9 protein-coding genes are annotated in these 16352 nt (G+C 72.3%); 2 read left to right on the top strand and 7 right to left on the bottom strand.

Annotated elements, in window-relative coordinates:
- Positions 1–4: 4 nt before the first annotated feature.
- Genes ACZ3IG_RS34795 through ACZ3IG_RS34765 form a run of 7 tightly spaced genes read right to left on the bottom strand, consistent with a single transcriptional unit; the run spans position 5 to position 15082 of the window.
- Positions 5–6472: a condensation domain-containing protein gene (locus tag ACZ3IG_RS34795; protein WP_467437161.1), complete on the bottom strand. Its 6468-nt coding sequence runs from the start codon at positions 6470–6472 to the stop codon at positions 5–7.
- On the bottom strand, positions 6465–8090 hold the full coding sequence (locus ACZ3IG_RS34790; RefSeq protein WP_467437159.1) for an AMP-binding protein: 1626 nt from the start codon (positions 8088–8090) through the stop codon (positions 6465–6467). Before ACZ3IG_RS34790 ends, ACZ3IG_RS34795 begins: the two co-directional genes overlap by 8 nt.
- Positions 8087–9487 (bottom strand): FkbM family methyltransferase, encoded by a 1401-nt coding sequence (locus ACZ3IG_RS34785; protein WP_467437158.1) that lies wholly within the window; start codon positions 9485–9487, stop codon positions 8087–8089. Before ACZ3IG_RS34785 ends, ACZ3IG_RS34790 begins: the two co-directional genes overlap by 4 nt.
- Positions 9484–10674, bottom strand: a complete 1191-nt coding sequence (locus ACZ3IG_RS34780) for an alpha/beta fold hydrolase (RefSeq protein ID WP_467437157.1) — start codon at positions 10672–10674, stop codon at positions 9484–9486. The genes ACZ3IG_RS34785 and ACZ3IG_RS34780 overlap by 4 nt, the downstream gene beginning before the upstream one ends.
- 2 nt (positions 10675–10676) lie before the next feature.
- Positions 10677–11606 (bottom strand): chlorinating enzyme, encoded by a 930-nt coding sequence (locus tag ACZ3IG_RS34775; protein WP_467437155.1) that lies wholly within the window; start codon positions 11604–11606, stop codon positions 10677–10679.
- Positions 11607–11610: 4 nt separating this feature from the next.
- Complete coding sequence (locus ACZ3IG_RS34770) at positions 11611–13425, bottom strand: non-ribosomal peptide synthetase (protein ID WP_467437154.1); 1815 nt, start codon at positions 13423–13425, stop codon at positions 11611–11613.
- A 28-nt stretch (positions 13426–13453) separates the two neighbouring features.
- On the bottom strand, positions 13454–15082 hold the full coding sequence (locus ACZ3IG_RS34765) for a carbamoyltransferase N-terminal domain-containing protein (RefSeq protein WP_467437174.1): 1629 nt from the start codon (positions 15080–15082) through the stop codon (positions 13454–13456).
- Here ACZ3IG_RS34765 and ACZ3IG_RS34760 point away from each other — a divergent pair.
- Together ACZ3IG_RS34760 and ACZ3IG_RS34755 are read left to right on the top strand one after the other, a co-directional pair.
- Positions 15026–15160 (top strand): hypothetical protein, encoded by a 135-nt coding sequence (locus ACZ3IG_RS34760; protein WP_467437176.1) that lies wholly within the window; start codon positions 15026–15028, stop codon positions 15158–15160. The two genes, ACZ3IG_RS34765 and ACZ3IG_RS34760, sit on opposite strands and share 57 nt — an antisense overlap.
- A gap of 142 nt (positions 15161–15302) precedes the next feature.
- Positions 15303–16313 carry a threonine ammonia-lyase gene (locus ACZ3IG_RS34755; protein ID WP_467437152.1) on the top strand — a complete coding sequence of 337 codons (1011 nt, stop codon included), beginning with the start codon at positions 15303–15305 and terminating at the stop codon, positions 16311–16313.
- Positions 16314–16352: the final 39 nt, after the last annotated feature.

Here is a 16352-nt window from a genome sequence, read left to right as displayed (position 1 = left end):
CGTCCTAGAAGTCGAAGTCGATCTCATGGCGAGCGGCGGCGGCCCGTTCCTCCTCGACGGTTCCGCGGTACGCGGACAGCGGGCGGCCGGGATCGTCCGCGACCTCCGCGAGCAGTGCCGTGAACCGCCGCCAGAGCAGGTCGACCGACTCCTCGTCGTACAGCTCGGGAGCGAACTCGACCATCGCCTCGATACGCCCGTCGCGGGAGACGAAGTTGAAGGTCAGGTCGAACTTGGCGACGCAGGCGCGGCGTCGGCGGAGCGTGATCTCCAGGCCGGTGCCGCGGCGGACCCGTTCCTCCAGGTCTCCCCAGTCCTGGAGGACCAGCAGGACGTCGAAGAGGAAGCCGTGCCCGGGTTCGGGGCGCGGGATGTCGTCGGCCAGTCGCTCCAGCGGGTAGAGCTGGTGTGCGTGGGACTCCAGGAACTCGGTCCGGGCGCTGGCCAGCAGTTCGCGGAAGGCCGTGCCGGCCGTGAACGTGGTGCGCAGGGCGAGGGTGTTGGCGAGGAAGCCGAGCTGCGTGTCCAGGTGCGGGGAGAACTCGCGGCCGGTCGACAGGGTGCCGAGGCACAGGTCGGTCTGGCCGGTGCGGTTGTACAGGGTCAGCACCATGGCGGAGTGCAGCAGGGTGAACAGGGTGACGCCCTCGGCGCGGCACAGGTCGCGGGCGCGGGCGGTCAGTGCCTCGTCGACGGCGCCGTGGAACACCGCTCCGGTGAACGCCTTCACGGGCCCGCGCGGCCGGTCGGTCCGCAGCCGGAGGGTGGGGGCGCCGTCCTTGAGTTTGCGCTGCCAGTAGGCGCGGCTGGGGTCCAGCAGGCCCTTGTCGTGCAGGTCGCGCAGCCAGAGCGCGTAGTCGCCGTGCTGGATGGCCGGTTCGGGCTGCGCGTCCTGCGGTAGCGCGTAGGCCCTCAGCACCTCCTCGGTGAACAGGCCGACGGAGAGCGCGTCGCAGACGATGTGGTGCATGGAGAGCATCAGCACGTCGTGCGGGCGGGCGCCGGTCACCCAGGTCACCTGGAACAGCGGACCGCGGGCCAGGTCGAAGCGCCGGTGCAGTTCCCGCTGTTCGATGCCGGCGAGCGCCGTCTCCTGGTCGTCGGCCGGGTCCAGGTGGTCGATCAGGACCTCGCAGGGCGCGGGGGCGGGCTCGACGTGCTGCACCGGGCCGTCGTCGTGCGGGGTGAAGCGGGTGCGCAGGATCTCGTGCCGGGCGACCACCGCGTCGATGGCGCGTCCGAGCCGGTCCGGGTCCAGGCCGCCGGCGACGTGCACCGACGCCAGCACGTTGTACGTCGTGCGCTGGTCCTGGACCCAGATCCGGGTCTGGTTGGAGGTCGCGGGGTAGGTGGCGCGTGCCGGGCCCCGGGACAGCGCCGGCCAGGCCGAGGCGGAGACCGGCGCCAGTCGGGCGGCGAGGCCGGCGACGGTCGGGGCCTCGAAGACGTCCCGGAAGGAGAGGGTGAGGCCGTGGGTCCGCTCCAGCCGGTGCAGCAGGTCGATGGCGCTGATCGAGGTGCCGCCCAGGTCGAAGAAGGACGCCTCGGGGTCGGTGGGGGCGACGCCGAGGACGTCTTCCAGGCAGGCGGCGACGGCCTGTTCCCGGTCGGTCAGCGGCCGGGCCGTCCCGGTGGCGCGCGGGGCGGGTCCGGCAACCGCGCGCAGCCCGGCCGTGTCGACCTTGTTGTTCGGGGTGAGCGGGAAGGCGGCGAGCACCCGGACGGTGGCCGGGACCACGGAGGCGGGCAGGTTCCGGACCAGCAGGTCGCGCAGGGCGGCGGGGTCGGCGGCGGGGTGCGGGCCCGGGTCGGGGACCTCGGCGTAGGCCGTCAGGGACTCCCCCCGGTCACCGTCCCGCTCTTTGAGGACCCGGGCCCGGGTGACGGCGGGGTGGCGGGTCAGGACGGTCTCGATCTCGGCCGGCTCCACGCGGTTGCCGTTCACCTTGAGCTGCCGGTCGGCGCGGCCGACCAGTTCGATCTCCCCGCTGGGCAGGAACCGGCCGAGGTCGCCCGTGCGGTAGCCGGTGGGCAGGAACGTCCGCGCGCTGAGGTCCGGCAGGTTGAGGTAGCCCTTCGCGGTGTACGGGGAGCGGGCCACGATCTCGCCGACCTCGTACGTCTCCGGGCCGCCCGGGTGCTCGACGCGCAGGTCCAGGGCCGTGCCGTCGCAGGGGGTGCCCAGGGTCATCACACGGGCGGCGTGCTCGGGTGCGATCCGGCGCAGCGCGTTGACGGTGCTCTCCGCCTGGCCGTAGAGGTTGTGCAGGTCGACGCCGGGGAGCAGTCGGAAGTGCCGGACCGCGTCGGCGGGCAGGACGGGTTCCCCGCCCAGGACCACGGCGCGCAGGGCTCCAGGGTCCGCCCCGGCGCGGCTGGACAGGATCCTCCGGTACAGCGAGGGGGTGGCGTGCAGGACGGTGACCGACTGTTCGCTCACCCACTGCCACAGGTCGCGGGGCGCGGCGTCGTCGTGCAGGGCCAGGACCGGTAACCGCGCGCCGGTGACCAGTGCCGTGTAGACGTCGAGGACCGCCGCGTCGAAGCCGAGCGACGACACCAGGCTGAGGGTGTCCTGTTCGGTGATCGACAGCCGGCGCCGGTACTGGTCGACGAAGTACCCCACGTGGGCGGCGTCCTGGATGACGCCCTTCGGCGTGCCCGAGGTGCCGGAGGTGTAGAGCAGGTAGCCGGGCCGGGTCCCGGCCTCGGTGCCGTCCGGGGGCCGTGCCGCGCCGGTCCCGTCCACGGGGACGACCCGCAGCCCCTCGTCCCCGGCCCAGGGGAGGTCGCCGTCCGCCAGCACCAGGCGGACACCGGCGTCCGCGACGATCCGCCGCAGCCGCGCCTCGGGGTCCCGGGGCTCCAGGACCACGTAGCGGCGCCCGGCGTCCAGGGCGCCGACCATCGCGGCGATCGCGGACGCGGTGTTCGCGGCGCGGAAGGAGAGGCCGACCGGGGCGTCCGAGGCGTCGTCGCGCAGCAGGGCGCCGACGCGGCGGCTCGCTTCGAGGAGTTCCCCGTACGTCGTCCCGCCCCGGGAGGTCACCACCGCCACCCGCTCCGGGACCCTCGCCATGGTGGCTTTGACCGTGTCGACGAGGGGAGGCGGGGTGCCGGCCCGTGCCCCGGCCGGCTGCCGTCGGGGCGGGAGCGGCAGCAGGGGCCGGGCGACGGGCGGCTCGTCGGGCCGCCGCGCCATGCGCTGGAGGCAGGTCTCGAAGCCGGTCATCCACAGGCGGACCGTGTCCGGGTCGAACGCGGAGGAGTCGTAGTCCCAGCGCAGCGAGCCGCGTCCGTCGCCGTCGAGGATGGCGTAGACGTCGAGGTCGAGGCGGGCGGCCAGGCCCTGGTCGCCGAGGAACCCCGCGGTGATCCGGTCGCGCGGGGCGAAGGTGAGCCCGTTGAAGTACACCGAGGTGAGCGGGGTGCGCGCGTCGAAGCGGCCGGTGTCCGGCGTTCCCGCCGCCTCGCGTACCGGCAGGGTCCGGCGGCGCAGCGCCTCGGCCAGGACGCGGCCCACCTGGGCGATCCGGTCGGCGCCGGAGTGGTCGTCCGCGAGGCGGCAGCGCAGGGTGACCGGGTTGACGCAGGGCCCGAAGGTGTCCTTCATGGCGGGCAGTTCGCGGTCCAGCAGCGGGACGCCGATCACGACGTCGGAGCGCCGCGTGACCTTCGCCATGACGGTGGCGAAGGCGGTCAGCGCCACCGCGAAGGGGGTCGTGCCCTGGCGCCGGGCCAGCCGTGCGAGGGACCGGGACTGCTCCTCGGTCAGGTGCAGCCACTGGCTGGCGAGCACGCCCCGGGTGTCCGTGCCGGCGCTCCAGCGGTCCCGGGGCAGCCGCAGCGGGACGGCGTCCGCCAGCTGCCGGCGCCAGTACGCGCCGGCCTCCCGACCGCCGCGGGCCAGCGCCTCGCGCTGCCGCCGCACATAGGTCCGGTACGACGGGTCCGACTCGGCGGCGGAGAGCTCGGCGACCGGGACCTCGGCGGCGAGCGGCCCGGTGCCGTCCGTCGCGGCGAGCAGCCGCTCGGCGAACCTGTGCAGGGAGAACCCGTCGCACACCACGTGGTGGGCGACGAGGACCAGGGTGTGGGAGCCGTCGGGCAGCCCTGCCAGCACGGCACGGAACAGGGGGCTCTCGTCCAGGTCGAAGGGTTCCCGTACGAGCGTGGCGGCCGCCGTCTCCAGCCGTGCCGCCGCCCGCTCGGCGGGCAGCGCGGACAGGTCGAGCACCTCGACGGGGTACTCGGCCCGGTCCACGGGGACCAGGCCCACCCGTCCTTCGTGCCGTACGATCCGGCAGCGCAGCAGCTCCGCGCGGCCCAGTTCGGCGGCGACCGCCGCTTCGACGCGCGCGCGGGGCACGCGGGGCGGGAAGGCGATCCGGACCGGGATGTTGTAGCGGCTGTCCGGCACCCGCGACTGGTGGTCGGCCCAGATCGACTCCTGGACGAAGCTCAGGGGCAGCGGGCCGTCGTCCGCCTCCTTCTCGGGCCGCTCCGCCGGTGGCAGGGCCTCCAGTGCGGCGGCGAGGTCAGGAATCGTCCGGCGGTCGAAGAGCAGCTCGGCGCTGACCGCCCGGCCGGACTCGGCCGTCAGCGCGGCGGCGAGTTCGGCCACGCCCAGCGAGTCGAAACCCACGCCGAAGAACGTGTCGTCGCGCCCGATCCGGATCGGGCCCCTGAGGCGTTCGACCACCCGCGCGATCAGCCGTTCGGCGTCCGACTGTGCCGGGAACGGGGCCTGTTCCCCGCCCGTGCGGGCACCGTCCCGCGCCGTCCAGTGCGCGATGCCCTCGGCCCGCCCCGCGAGGAAGTCCGACTTGCACAGGGTCCGCTGGAGCTTGCCGCTGCTGGTGCGCGGCAGCCGGCGGTCCGCGACGAGGAAGACCTCGGCCGGGGCGATGCCGAACTCCTCCAGCAGCAGGGTCCGCACCGACCGGATGACCTCGTCGTGCGGGAGGTCGCAGGTGCGCGGGTACTCGCACTGCACGATGAGTTCCTCACCGTGCTCCCGGTCGACGGAGAACACCACGCAGCCGTCCCTGACCACACCCGGCGCGCCCTGGGCGATGGCCCATTCGAGGTCGTAGGGGTAGTGGTTGCGGCCGCGCACGATGATCAGTTCCTTGAGCCGGCCCGTGACGTGCAGCTCGCCGCCGTGGAGGAAGCCGAGGTCGCCGGTGCGGTAGAACGGGCCCCGGCCTGAGCGGGTGAAGGCGTGGAATGCCTCGGACGCCTCGGGGTTGTTCCAGTAGCCGCGGGCGACGCTCTCGCCGCTCAGCCACACCTCCCCCACCTCGCCCTCGGGGCGCTCGGTTCCGTCCTCGTCGACGATCAGGCACTGGAAGCCGTCCGGGACGCCGCACGACACGGCCGGTGCGGCGGACGGCGCGAGCGCGGCGGGCGCGGGGCCGGTCGGCGGGCCGCTGGGCGTACGGGTGACACACCCGGTGGCGGCCGCCACGAACAGCGTGGCCTCGGCCATGCCGTAGCAGGGCCGGAACGCGTCGGCGTGGAATCCGGCTGTCGCGAACCGGTCGGCGAAGGCGTTCAGCGTCGGCTCGCGGACCAGTTCGGCCCCGCAGTACGCGATCCGCCACCGGCTCAGGTCGAGCCGGGCGAGTTCCTCGTCGGTGATCCGGTCCGCGCAGTGCTGGTAGCCGAAGGTGGGGCCGCCGCTGCCGGTCGCCCGGTAGTGGCTGATCGCCTCCAGCCAGGACATGGGCCGGCGCAGCAGGTCGAGCGGGGAGAGGAACACCGCGTGCGCGCCGACGTAGACGGAGTGCAGGACGTTACCGATGAGACCCATGTCGTGGTAGAAGGGCAGCCAGGAGACGATCGTCGACTCGCTGTCCTGGCCGAACGCCGCCTGGATCAGCTCCTGGTTGCGGTACAGGTTGTGGTGCGAGACGACGACTCCCTTGGGGGCGCCGGTCGAACCGGACGTGTACTGGAGGAACGCCGGGTCGGACGGGCGGACGGCCGCGGGGGTGAGGCCGGCCGGGGGGCCGCCGGTGATCTCGCCGCTGATCTCGTCGGTGGCCAGGCAGGGCGCGATGACGGCGAGTCCGTCGCCCGCGCGGTCCAGCACCGTCCGGTCGGTCAGCACCACGGCGGCCTGGGCGTCCTGGGCGATGGCGAGCAGCCGGTCGGCCGAGCGGGCGTTGCGCGGCGGGTAGCAGGGCACCGGCACCACCCCGGCGAGCAGGCACGCCCAGAACGCGCGGATGAACTCCGGTCCGTGGGGATAGAGCAGCAGGGCGCGGGCGGACGCGGGCAGGTCGGTGAGGCGGGCCGCGAGGGCGCCCACCGAGTCGTCCAGTTCCCGGAAGGTGAGGGTGCGCGCGGGGTCCGGGCTGTCGCGCAGGAAGGTGTACGCCGGCCGGTCCGGTGCCGCGGCGGCGCGGCGGCGCAGGACGGCGCCGAAGTTGTGGTCGCCCCGCGCCGGGACGGTGCCCTCAGTCATCGACACGCTCCGCCTTCGCCTCGCCGAACGCCGTCCTGATCCGCCGGCGCCGTAGCTTGCTGGTACCGGTCAGCAGTCCGTTCTCCGTGGTGAACGGCTCCGGTGCGGGCACGAACCGCGTCACTTTCTCGTGGTCGGCGAGCTTCGGGTTGCCTCGGGCGAGGTAGCCGCGCAGCGCCTCACGGCCGCCGCGTTCGGCCGGCCAGTGCGCGATGGCGGTGATCCGCTTGCCGTCGAAGGAGGTGACACAGATCGAGTTCTCCGCCTTCAGCTCGGGGAAGGCGGTCTCCACGGTCGCCGGGAACACCTTCTTGCCGTTGTCGAGCACGATGACGTCGTCCTTGCGGCCGTGCAGGAACAGGTAGCCGTCCGCGTCCAGGTGGCCGAGGTCGCCGGTGCGGATGTAGCCGTCCTGGTCGTAGCTGACCACCGAGGGGTCCGCCAGCTCTGCCGGGTCGATCTTGACCAGGATCTCGCCGTCCGCGCCGATCCGGACCGGTACGCGCGGCCGGCCGACGCTGCCGATGCGGAAGTTCCGTTCGTCGCTCATGGAGATGATGCGGGGCAGCTCGCTCTGCCCGTAGCCCTCGTAGATCCGCACGCCCACGCGGTGGAACGTGGTCAGGGCGCGCGGGTCGATGGGGGCGCTGCCGGTGACGAAGTAGTCCGCGCGGCCGCCGTAGACCTTGCGCACCTTGTCGAACAGGTACCGGCCGAAGAGGCGTTTGACCGGGTTGCGGTTGCCCAGCCGGTTGATCCGCAGCCGGAGGTAGAGGCGGAAGACGGCCTTGCGGCGGGGGTCGAGCTGGTCGAGTTTCCGCTCGATCCGGGCCGCCAGCGCCTCGTAGATCATGGGGACGCTCACCATGATGTTGGGTTTCTCCACGACCAGGTCGGGCACGCAGCGCAGGGCGTCGGAGAGCACGATGTCGATCCGCCGCATCAGGGCCAGCCGTACGAAGGCCCGCTGCTGGTGGTGGGAGAAGGGCATGAAGACGAGGAGCCGGTTGTCCTTGCGGCTCCAGAAGCTGGTCCGGTAGCGGTAGTACTGGACGGCCAGCCGGAGCGCGGTCGGCTTCTCCTCGGCGGGGAAGGTCAGGTCGATCCGTTTGGCCGTGCCGGAGGTTCCCGACGAGTAGGCGATCGAGTAGTGGTCCAGCATCCGGTCGGCGGAACAGCTCCACTCCACGCCGTCCAGCGTGTCGAAGTCGTCGGCGGCCGGGGCGGCGCCCCGGGAGCGGAAGAACCACACCGGGGCGTCGACCTCGGTGAGCCGGCCGGCCAGGGCGCGGTCGGCGAGGACGACGTGGGCCCCGGCGTCCCGGACCAGTTCGGCGATCTCCCGGCCGGTCAGGAACTCGGGCACCGCGACCGTCCGGAACCCCGCCTTGAGGCAGGCCAGGTCGAGCACCATCCACTCGTACGACGTCGGCCCGATCAGTCCCACCTGGAACACGCCGTCCGCGGGGCGCAGCGAGGCCAGCCGGCCCACCGCCCGGTCGATGTCGCGGGCCAGTTCGGCCCACGACGTGCGGACCCGGCCGCCGTCCCGGTACACGACCTCGTTGTCGTGGTTGCCGGCGAGTTCCTCCAGCGCCGCGAAGAACCGCCGCTTCATCCCAGGTTCCTGCGGATGGTGGCCGCGACCTCGTCGAAGCGGCTGCCGACGAACAGCTGGTCGGGCGGCAGCACGTTCTCGCCGAACGCCTCGTCCACCTCCAGCACCATCCGCACCGATTTCAGCGAGGTGCCGCCCAGGTCGAAGAAGTCGTCGGAGGCCGCGATGGCGTCCACCTTCAGCACCTGGCGCCAGATGGCGGCCAGTTTCTCCTCGACGCCGGAGAGCGGGCCCGGCTCGGCGGGGTCCGGTGCCGGGACGCGCGCGAGCAGCGCGTCCGCGTCGATCCGGCCCCGTTCGTCCCTGGGCAGGGCGGGGAGGAACCGGAAGCGGTCCACCGGTACCTTCGCGAACTCGCCGCCCAGTTCGGCGCGGAGGGCGGCGGCCAGCGCCCGGCGGGTGGCGAGCGGCCGGCGCCAGGCCGGGGCGGTGGGGTCGGGCGCGACCGGTCCCCGGCGGGCGTAGAGGCCGTACATGTCGGTGTTCAGCAGGTCCTGGTTGCGGTCGACCAGCACGTTGAAGCCCCTGTCCTGCAGCAGGGCGACACAGGCGTCGACCCGGCCGTCGATGTCGTGGACCTCCATGACGACCTGGTCGACGCGCTGCCACAGCGCGTCGTCGATGCCGAGCAGGACCTGCCACTCCGCCTTCTCGACGTCGATCTTCAGCAGGTCGACACGGTCCACGCAGTGGCCTTCGAGCGCCTGGCCCAGGGTCCGCACCTCGCAGTCGACAGGCTCGCCGGCGAGCAGTTCGGCGACCATGGTGTCCAGGCCGTCGGTGAGGGCACCGTCCTCCTCCCCCGCGAGGTAGGTCTTGAGGACCTCCCGGTCCGCCGGGTCGGCGAGCAGGCCGGACATCGCGGTGTTCTTCGGGTAGTAGGTGAGCCGGGTGGTGTGCCGCCGGTCGCCCACCGCGCCGGGGACCACCACCAGGTCGATGCCGTGCAGCCGGGCGTTCAGCTCGACGGCCCGGCACAGCTGCGGGACGGGTTCCACCGCGATGATCCGGGCGCCTGGGCGCACCAGCCCGAACAGCACCGAGGCGCCGCCGACGTTGGCTCCCACATCGACGACGGTCGCGTGCTCGGGCAGGGTCACGCCGTTGCGCAGGTACTCGTTGTCCCGGAACACCTCGCGGTAGAGGAAGTCGGCCTCCCGCCGGTTGCGGTGGAAGAGCATCAGGTCGTCGTCGGGTTCGAACAGGGAGAGTCCGCCGTCCGCCTCCTCGCACAGGGCGGTCGCCCTGCGGACGGCGGGGGCGGCCGGGCCGGGTACGGCGAGGACGGCGGCGATCCGCGGGTCGGCCGCCGAGTGCCGCACGGCGACGCACTCCTCGGCGAGCGGGCCGAGGCCGCGGTCGAGGTACTCGACTTCGAGGGCAGCTGTGTCGGTCATCGGTGTCCCGGTGTGGTCGGGTGCCGCGCCGCCACGAAGCCGGCGGCGAGCTGGGTCAGTCGGGTCGAGGTGTCGAAGACGGAGAGGTGGTCGCCGGTGGGTTCCTCGACCAGCCGGGCGTGGGCCAGCTCCCGTGCCACCCGGTGCGAGCCGGCGGGGTGCGCGGTCGTGTCGGTGCGGCTGGTCACCACCAGCGCCGGGTGCGGGATCTCGCCGAGCAGGCCGGTGACGTCGTACGTCATGATCGCGAGGTTGAGCCGGCAGTAGTGGTGGAACAGGTCGGGGGTCGCGTAGGGGTAGAGGACCAGCGGTGCGGCCGGTTCGGGGATCTTCGCCAGGGCCGCCGGGCGGTGCATCAGCTTCTGGTAGGCGGTGGCCTGGCCGGGGCTGTCGGCGCCCAGCTCCATCAGCGCCTGGACGTCGCGCTGGTGCTCGGTCTTGACCGAGCCGGCGCCGAAGTCGTAGTCGCCGTGCCACAGACTCACCGACTCGAAGCGCTCCGGGTACCGGTGGACCGCGTCGAGCGCGATCACGGCGCCGCCGCACAGGCCCATCACATGGGCCCGGGGCAGGTCGAAGGCGTCCAGCACGGCCAGCAGGTCGTCGGCCTGGTCGGCCACGTCGGCGGCCATGCCCGCCTCGGGGCGGCCCGGGGCGAACAGGCCGCGGGACTGCCAGGTGACCACGTGGTGGTCCGCGCCGAGCGCCCGCAGCCACCGCGCGGACAGCTGGACGGGCATCCCGCACGGCGGGACCAGGACCACGGCGGGCCGGGTCCGGTCCCCGGCGGCGAAGGCGTCGAGGACCAGGCCGTCGCGGGTGCGCACCGGCAGCCTCCGGGGCGCCCGGGCACGCGCCCTGGCCGCGGCGCGGGCGACCGGTGTGTCCCCGGCCTCCCGCAGCCAGTCCTGGAGCGGGCCGGCGTCCCGCAGCAGGCCGCGTATCCGCCGTTCCACCGCCAGCCCGAACGAGCTTGGGGTCTGCATCGGCGCGGCGCGGACGTCGACGGCCTGCCGCAGGCCGGTCTCCCGGGACACGGCGTCGAGCAGGTGCTGGGCGGCTCCGCCGTGCCGCTCGTGCTCCGCCACGACCACCTCGAAGCGGTCCTGGGGCAGCCGGTCGGCCAGCGGCTTGATCTCGCCGAAGACCTCGACGGCCGTCGCCGCCCACGCTTCCAGCCCGCCCACGGTCAGCTCTTGCCGAAGGGAACGCCCGTCGTGGTGTGGGTCAGCAGCCGGTTGCGGCCGTACTTGTCCTCGCCCGACACCAGCACGCACCCGAAGTTCTCCAGTGAGATCCGCCCGCCGTACTCGTTGATCTCGGTCAGCCCCGGGTAGACGTGCACGGAGGCGGGGACGTACCGGCTGGCGAAGCCCATCCGCATCTGCTGCGTCTTGCCGGCGTGGCCGTGCGAGGCGTGCATCAGGGTCGACCAGAAGACGATGAACTGTCCCGGGCGCATCTCCATCGACACGGCCTTGCTCTCGTCCGGTGACCAGTCCGGGTCGATCTGGAGCTGGCGATAGTCGTAGCCGAAGAAGCCGCGTGTCACCCCGTTCTTGGTCTTGTTCTGGTTGGCTTCCGGGTCGTAGTGCATGCCCAGGGTCTCGTCGTAGAACATCTGCCGGTGCGTGCCGGGGATGAACTGGAGGCAGGCGGTCTCGGTGTTGGCCTCGGTGAACGCGGTCCACACGGTGATCGTGCCGCCGTACTCGCGGTCCTCGTCCCAGACGATCTGCGGTTCGCCGCCCGCGTTGGCGAAGGTGTCCGCCTGGTGCCAGTCGGTGCCCTCGTCGCCGGGGTGCTTCGGGAAGAACTCGGTGCGCCAGCAGATGACGTCGTCACCGAGGATGCTCGCCACCCGGTGCACGATTTCCGGCCGGGCGATGTGCTCGGCCAGGAACTCGTTGTCGAGGTGGCGGTCGTAGTTGGAGATGTTGGTGCCCTGCGAGATCGCCTCGGTGTCCTGGTAGACGGCGTCGCTGCGGTCGAGCAGCTTGAGCCGCTGCCGGCGCCAGTGTTCGGCCATCTCCTCCGGCTCGTAGAGGGTGAACGGCCCGGCGTAGCCGTTGCGTTGGAAGTCGGCGAGCTCGGTGGGGGTGAGGCTGAACTTCCTCATGACATCAACTCCCGTTCCTGGGGGCGGACCGTTCACCGACGTGGCCGGCGTAGAGGTCGAACGACAGGCCGTCCGCGAACGCGGCGAGGTCGACCTCCACGGAGAGCTGTTTCCTGGTCTCCTGCATGATCCGGATGAGGTCGAGCGAGGTGCCGCCGCTTTCGAAGAAGTCGGCGTGCGGCGCGGTCACCCGGCGGCCCAGCACCTGTTCCCAGATGGCCCGGACCTTCTCGACGTGGCCGTCCCCCGCCTTTGGCCGGGCCGGTGTGTCCTGCGCGAGGTAGGCGGCCCGCAGCGCGTCGTGGTCGGTCTTGCCGTGGTGGTTCGTCGGGTACTGGGTGAGCAGGACGCACTGCGCCGGGCAGGCGTACGCGGGCAGCGCCGCGCGGATCAGGGCCAGCACCTCTTCGCGCCGCTCGGGTGTGGACGGCTGCCCGCACAGGGCGAACAGCACGAGGTGGGGCTCGCCGTCGGCGGGTGACACCTTCAGCACGAGGGAGCCGGAGAGGTCCGGGTGGGTGTCCGCGGCGGCCTCGGCCTCGCGCGGGTCGATCCGGTAGCCGTGCAGTTTGATCTGGCGGTCCGCGCGCCCGGCGTAGAAGTACTCGGTGCCGTCGTGGGTGAGGCCGAGGTCGCCGGTGCGGTAGGTCGGCTCGCCGGTGTCCGAGCGGGTGAACCGGGCGGCGGTGAGTTCCGCGTCGTGCAGGTAGCCGGCCGCGACCCCGGGGCCGCTGACGTGGATCTCCCCGATCTCGCCGGGGGCGACCGGCTGTCCGGTGTCGTCGAGCAGGCGCAGGGTCAGGTCGGGGATCGGCACGCCGATGGGCGAGTGCTCCGACGCGGAGAGCAGGTCCAGGGTGAGCGGCCGGTAGGTGACGTGCACGGTCGTCTCGGTGATCCCGTACATGTTCACCAGGCGCGGGCGGGCGTCGCCGTGCCGCGTCAGCCACGCCGCGGCGACGTCCTTGTCCAGTGCCTCGCCGCCCAGGACGATCTGCCGCAGCGCCAGGCCGGCGCCGCGGCGGGCGTCCACCGCGGCGAAGGAACGGAACGCGGTGGGTGTCTGGTTCAGGACCGTCACGCCTTTGTCCACGACCAGGTCGTAGAAGCGTTCGGGGGTGCGGGTGGTCGCGGCGGGGACCACGACGGCGGTGCCGCCGTACAGCAGGGCGCCCCACAGTTCCCACACGGAGAAGTCGAAGGCGATCGAGTGGAACACGGTCCAGACGTCGTCCGGGCGGAAATCGAACCAGCCCTCGGTCTGCCGGAACAGCCGGTCGACGTTGCCGTGCCGGACGACGACGCCGTGCGGCCGGCCGGTCGTGCCGGAGGTGTAGATGACGTAGGCGGGCGCGTCGGCTTCGACCGGCGCCGGTGTCCAGTCGGGCGGGGCGTCGTCGAGGACGGCGTCGCGTTCGTACGCCACGACCGTGATCCCGGGCCGGTCGAAGCCGGCGGCGAGTTTCGGATCGGCGACGACGCGCCGCACGCGGCTGTGGTCGACGATGTGCCGGACGCGGGGCGCCGGGTGGTCGGCGTCGACGGGCAGGTAGGCCGCGCCGGTCTTCAGGACGGCGAGCACGGCGACGACCATGTCGATCCCCCGGGGGAAGGACAGGCCGATCACCTCGCCGGGCCGCGCGCCCCGCGCGCTGAGGCTGCCCGCGAGCCGGTCGGAGAGGCGGTCGAGTTCCTGGTAGGTCAGGCTCTCGTCGCCGCACGCGACCGCGGTCCGCGAGGGCCGTGCCTCCGCCTGGCGGCGGAAGACCTCATGGAGCCCGCCCCGGAATCCGGGTGTGGTGTTCGCGATAGTTGACATCGGTTCCTTCACTGCCGAGACGTACCGGTCAGGTGCCATCCGCCGTACGGGTGTGGAGGGTTCCGTCACTCCAGATGTAGGGCACCGCGCCCCATTCGGCGACGCTGCGCACATCGGGGAAGAACCCGGAGCCCAGGTCGTTGGCGCTGGTGTTGCAGAGGACCGGGACCCCGCTGAGCTTCGCGTAGTGCCGCAGCAGCGCGTGGATCCGCGGGTTCTGCCGCTCGTGGACCGTCTGCAGGCGGGCGGTGCCGTCGAGGTGGCAGACGGCGGGCAGCCGCTCGGCCGCCTCCGGCCGCACCCGGTGGTCGTAGAGCATGTACGGGTCGGGGGTGCCGGGGTCGAAGAACGTCGGCGCGTCCTCCTCCGCGCAGATCGGCGCGACCGGGCGGTACGACTCCCGCCGTTTGATCCGGTTGAGCAGGGTCTTCATCTCCGGTGACGTGGGCGCGGCCATGATGCTGCGGTTGCCGAGGGCGCGCGGCCCCAGTTCGGCCCGGCCGCTGAGCACGATGACCGGCTGCTGCGACTCGTGCAGGAGCCTCGCCAGTTCCGCCAGTGTGCACTCCCGCGCGGTCCAGCCGGCCGTGTCCCAGGGGGTCTCGCGGATCGGGGGGCCGCTGTAGACGTCCCAGTCGATCGACTCGTACCCGTGCTCGGCGACCAGTGCGCTGCACACGGTGCCGATGGCGCTGCCCGCGTCGTTGGGGAACGGCGGGATCCACAGCTCCGCCAGGCCGCAGGACCGCCTGATCGCGCTGTTCCACTTGATGTTCAGCGCGCAGCCGCCGGCGTAGCAGAGGTTGCGGGGCCCCTTGTCCAGTTCGTCCAGCCGCGCGGAGAGCGTGCGGACCAGCACCTCTTCGAGGAAGCAGTGGAAGGTGGTGAGGATGTCCTCGTCACCGTGGCCGCTGGCCTTGGCGCGGAAGACCAGTTTGAGCAGCAGGGTCCGTTCGAACTCGAGCATCTGGTCGTGGGTGGTGACCGGGCCGGCCCGGGCGACCTGCTTGTCGAAGACCGCGTGGAAGCTCGCGAGCAGCGCCGGCTGCTTGCGGCCCTTGGCGATGTAGGCCATGTACTTGCCGGCCAGCGAGAGGTCGTTCGGGCGGTAGCCCCGGTAGGGCTCGAAGTTGGCGGCGAAGTAGGTGTAGATGAACCCGCTCATGGGGAACAGGTGGCCCAGGCACTCCAGCTTGCCGCCCCGGTCGTAGTGGAAGAGCTGCGGGAACGACATGCCGTCCCAGGAGAGCACGTACGACGGCTCGCCGCGCCCGGCCATCGGGCTGCTGCAGTAGGACGAGAAGATGTGCCCGGCGATGTGGTGGTAGCTCGTGTACTCCCGCTCGAAGTAGGGGCTGAACGCCGCCTTGTTGGCCAGCGGGTTGGCGTCGGCGGAGTAGAGGTGGCCGTACTCGGCGACCTCGAAGGGGACCGCCTGCCCGCCCAGGGTGACCGTGAACGGTGTGGTGTGCCACCCGTCGACGACGAGCGCGTCCACCTCGCCCCAGTCGTACCCGACGCCGGCCAGCAGGCCGGTCAGCTCGCCCCGGGTGAGCCGGAATTCCGAGTAGCGGGGGTTGTTGTCGATCTTTTCCATTTCATGGCAGCAGACGAGGCGATTGTCCTCGAATACGGCGACGCTGCCGTCATGGCTCAGCTTGATGCCGACCGAAATCATTTTTTGATTACGCATGGCCTCAATCTCGTCGTCCCATGCTTCATGACCCGCGGCTGATATGGCCGACGGAATTGCGGCGCCCAAGGGAACACTGGCCCTGGAATCACATGGGGTGCCGCCATGCAGAACGGAAACCGATGCTACCGGCGGCGGACCGGCCCATCAAGGGAGTGCAAGTCGCTGACTACACTGTTCGACCATGCGGAAAACACGTCTCGAATTAGCGCGGATCCAGGCATCCCGTCAAGCGATCGACCCACTTTTTCTCGACTCGCCGCTCTACCCGTGCGTCGGCCTGGGGGCCGATCTCGGCTGCGCTGTGAGCCTGAAGATCGAAACCGTGAATCCGGTGCGCAGTTTCAAGGCCCGCGGTACGGAGATCATCGCGAGCCTGCTCGCGGCGAGCGGCCAGAACGCCGTGGTGTGTGCCAGCGCGGGCAACCTGGGCCAGGCCCTGGCGTGGTCCGGGCGCGGCCGGGGGCTGGACGTCACCGTGGTGGCGTCGCGTTCCGCCCCGGCGGTCAAGCTGGAGCGGATCCGCGCGCTGGGTGCCGGCCTGGTGCTGGTCGACGGCGACTACGACATGGCCTGCGAGCGGGCGGCGGCCATCTCCCGGGAGCGCGGCATCCGGCGCGTCGAGGACAGTGTGGACGTCGAGACCTGTGACGGGGCGGCGACCATCGGTCTTGAACTGGCGGCCGCCGCCGGGCAGTTGGACGTCGTGCTGGTGGCGCTGGGTACCGGGGCGCTGGCCAGTGGCGTCGGGTACGCGGTGAAGTCGCTGGCACCGGAGGTCGAGGTGATCTGCGTGCAGCCGCAGGGCGCGCCGGCGATGACCCGGTCCTGGCACGCGCGGCGGGTGATCACCACCGATTCGACCGACACCATCGCGGACGGGGTGGCGGGGCGGGTCCCGAACCCGGACGCCCTGGCGGATCTGCTGGTGGTCGCCGATGACGCGGTGCTGGTGGCGGAGGCGTCGATCATCGAGGGGATGCGGCTGCTGCGCGACCACGCGGGTCTGGTCGTCGAGCCCTCGGCGGCGCTGGGTGTCGCGGCGGTCCTGGAGGACCGCGACCGGTTCGCGGGCAAGCGGGTGGCGACCGTCGTGTGCGGCAGCAATGTGGACATGGACGCCTATCACCGCTGGGTCGGCACGGCCGGGACCCTCGTGGCCCCGGCCGACGGGCGGGGAACACGAGGCCGCTGAGCGGTTGTCCCGCCCGGGCGCGGCCGCGTCCCTGCCCGG

The sequence above is a fragment of the Streptomyces sp. NPDC016677 genome (genome assembly GCF_055562815.1).
This window is presented reverse-complemented; position numbering and strand designations above follow the sequence as displayed.

Excerpts from the sequence above, each read along its gene's own strand:
- ACZ3IG_RS34760 (WP_467437176.1), top strand. The coding sequence starts at position 15,026 with ATGGCAGCAGACGAGGCGATTGTCCTCGAATACGGCGACGCTGCCGTC.
- ACZ3IG_RS34795 (WP_467437161.1), bottom strand. The coding sequence starts at position 6,472 with ATGACTGAGGGCACCGTCCCGGCGCGGGGCGACCACAACTTCGGCGCC.
- ACZ3IG_RS34790 (WP_467437159.1), bottom strand. The coding sequence starts at position 8,090 with ATGAAGCGGCGGTTCTTCGCGGCGCTGGAGGAACTCGCCGGCAACCAC.
- ACZ3IG_RS34775 (WP_467437155.1), bottom strand. The coding sequence starts at position 11,606 with ATGAGGAAGTTCAGCCTCACCCCCACCGAGCTCGCCGACTTCCAACGC.
- ACZ3IG_RS34785 (WP_467437158.1), bottom strand. The coding sequence starts at position 9,487 with ATGACCGACACAGCTGCCCTCGAAGTCGAGTACCTCGACCGCGGCCTC.
- ACZ3IG_RS34755 (WP_467437152.1), top strand. The coding sequence starts at position 15,303 with ATGCGGAAAACACGTCTCGAATTAGCGCGGATCCAGGCATCCCGTCAA.
- ACZ3IG_RS34770 (WP_467437154.1), bottom strand. The coding sequence starts at position 13,425 with ATGTCAACTATCGCGAACACCACACCCGGATTCCGGGGCGGGCTCCAT.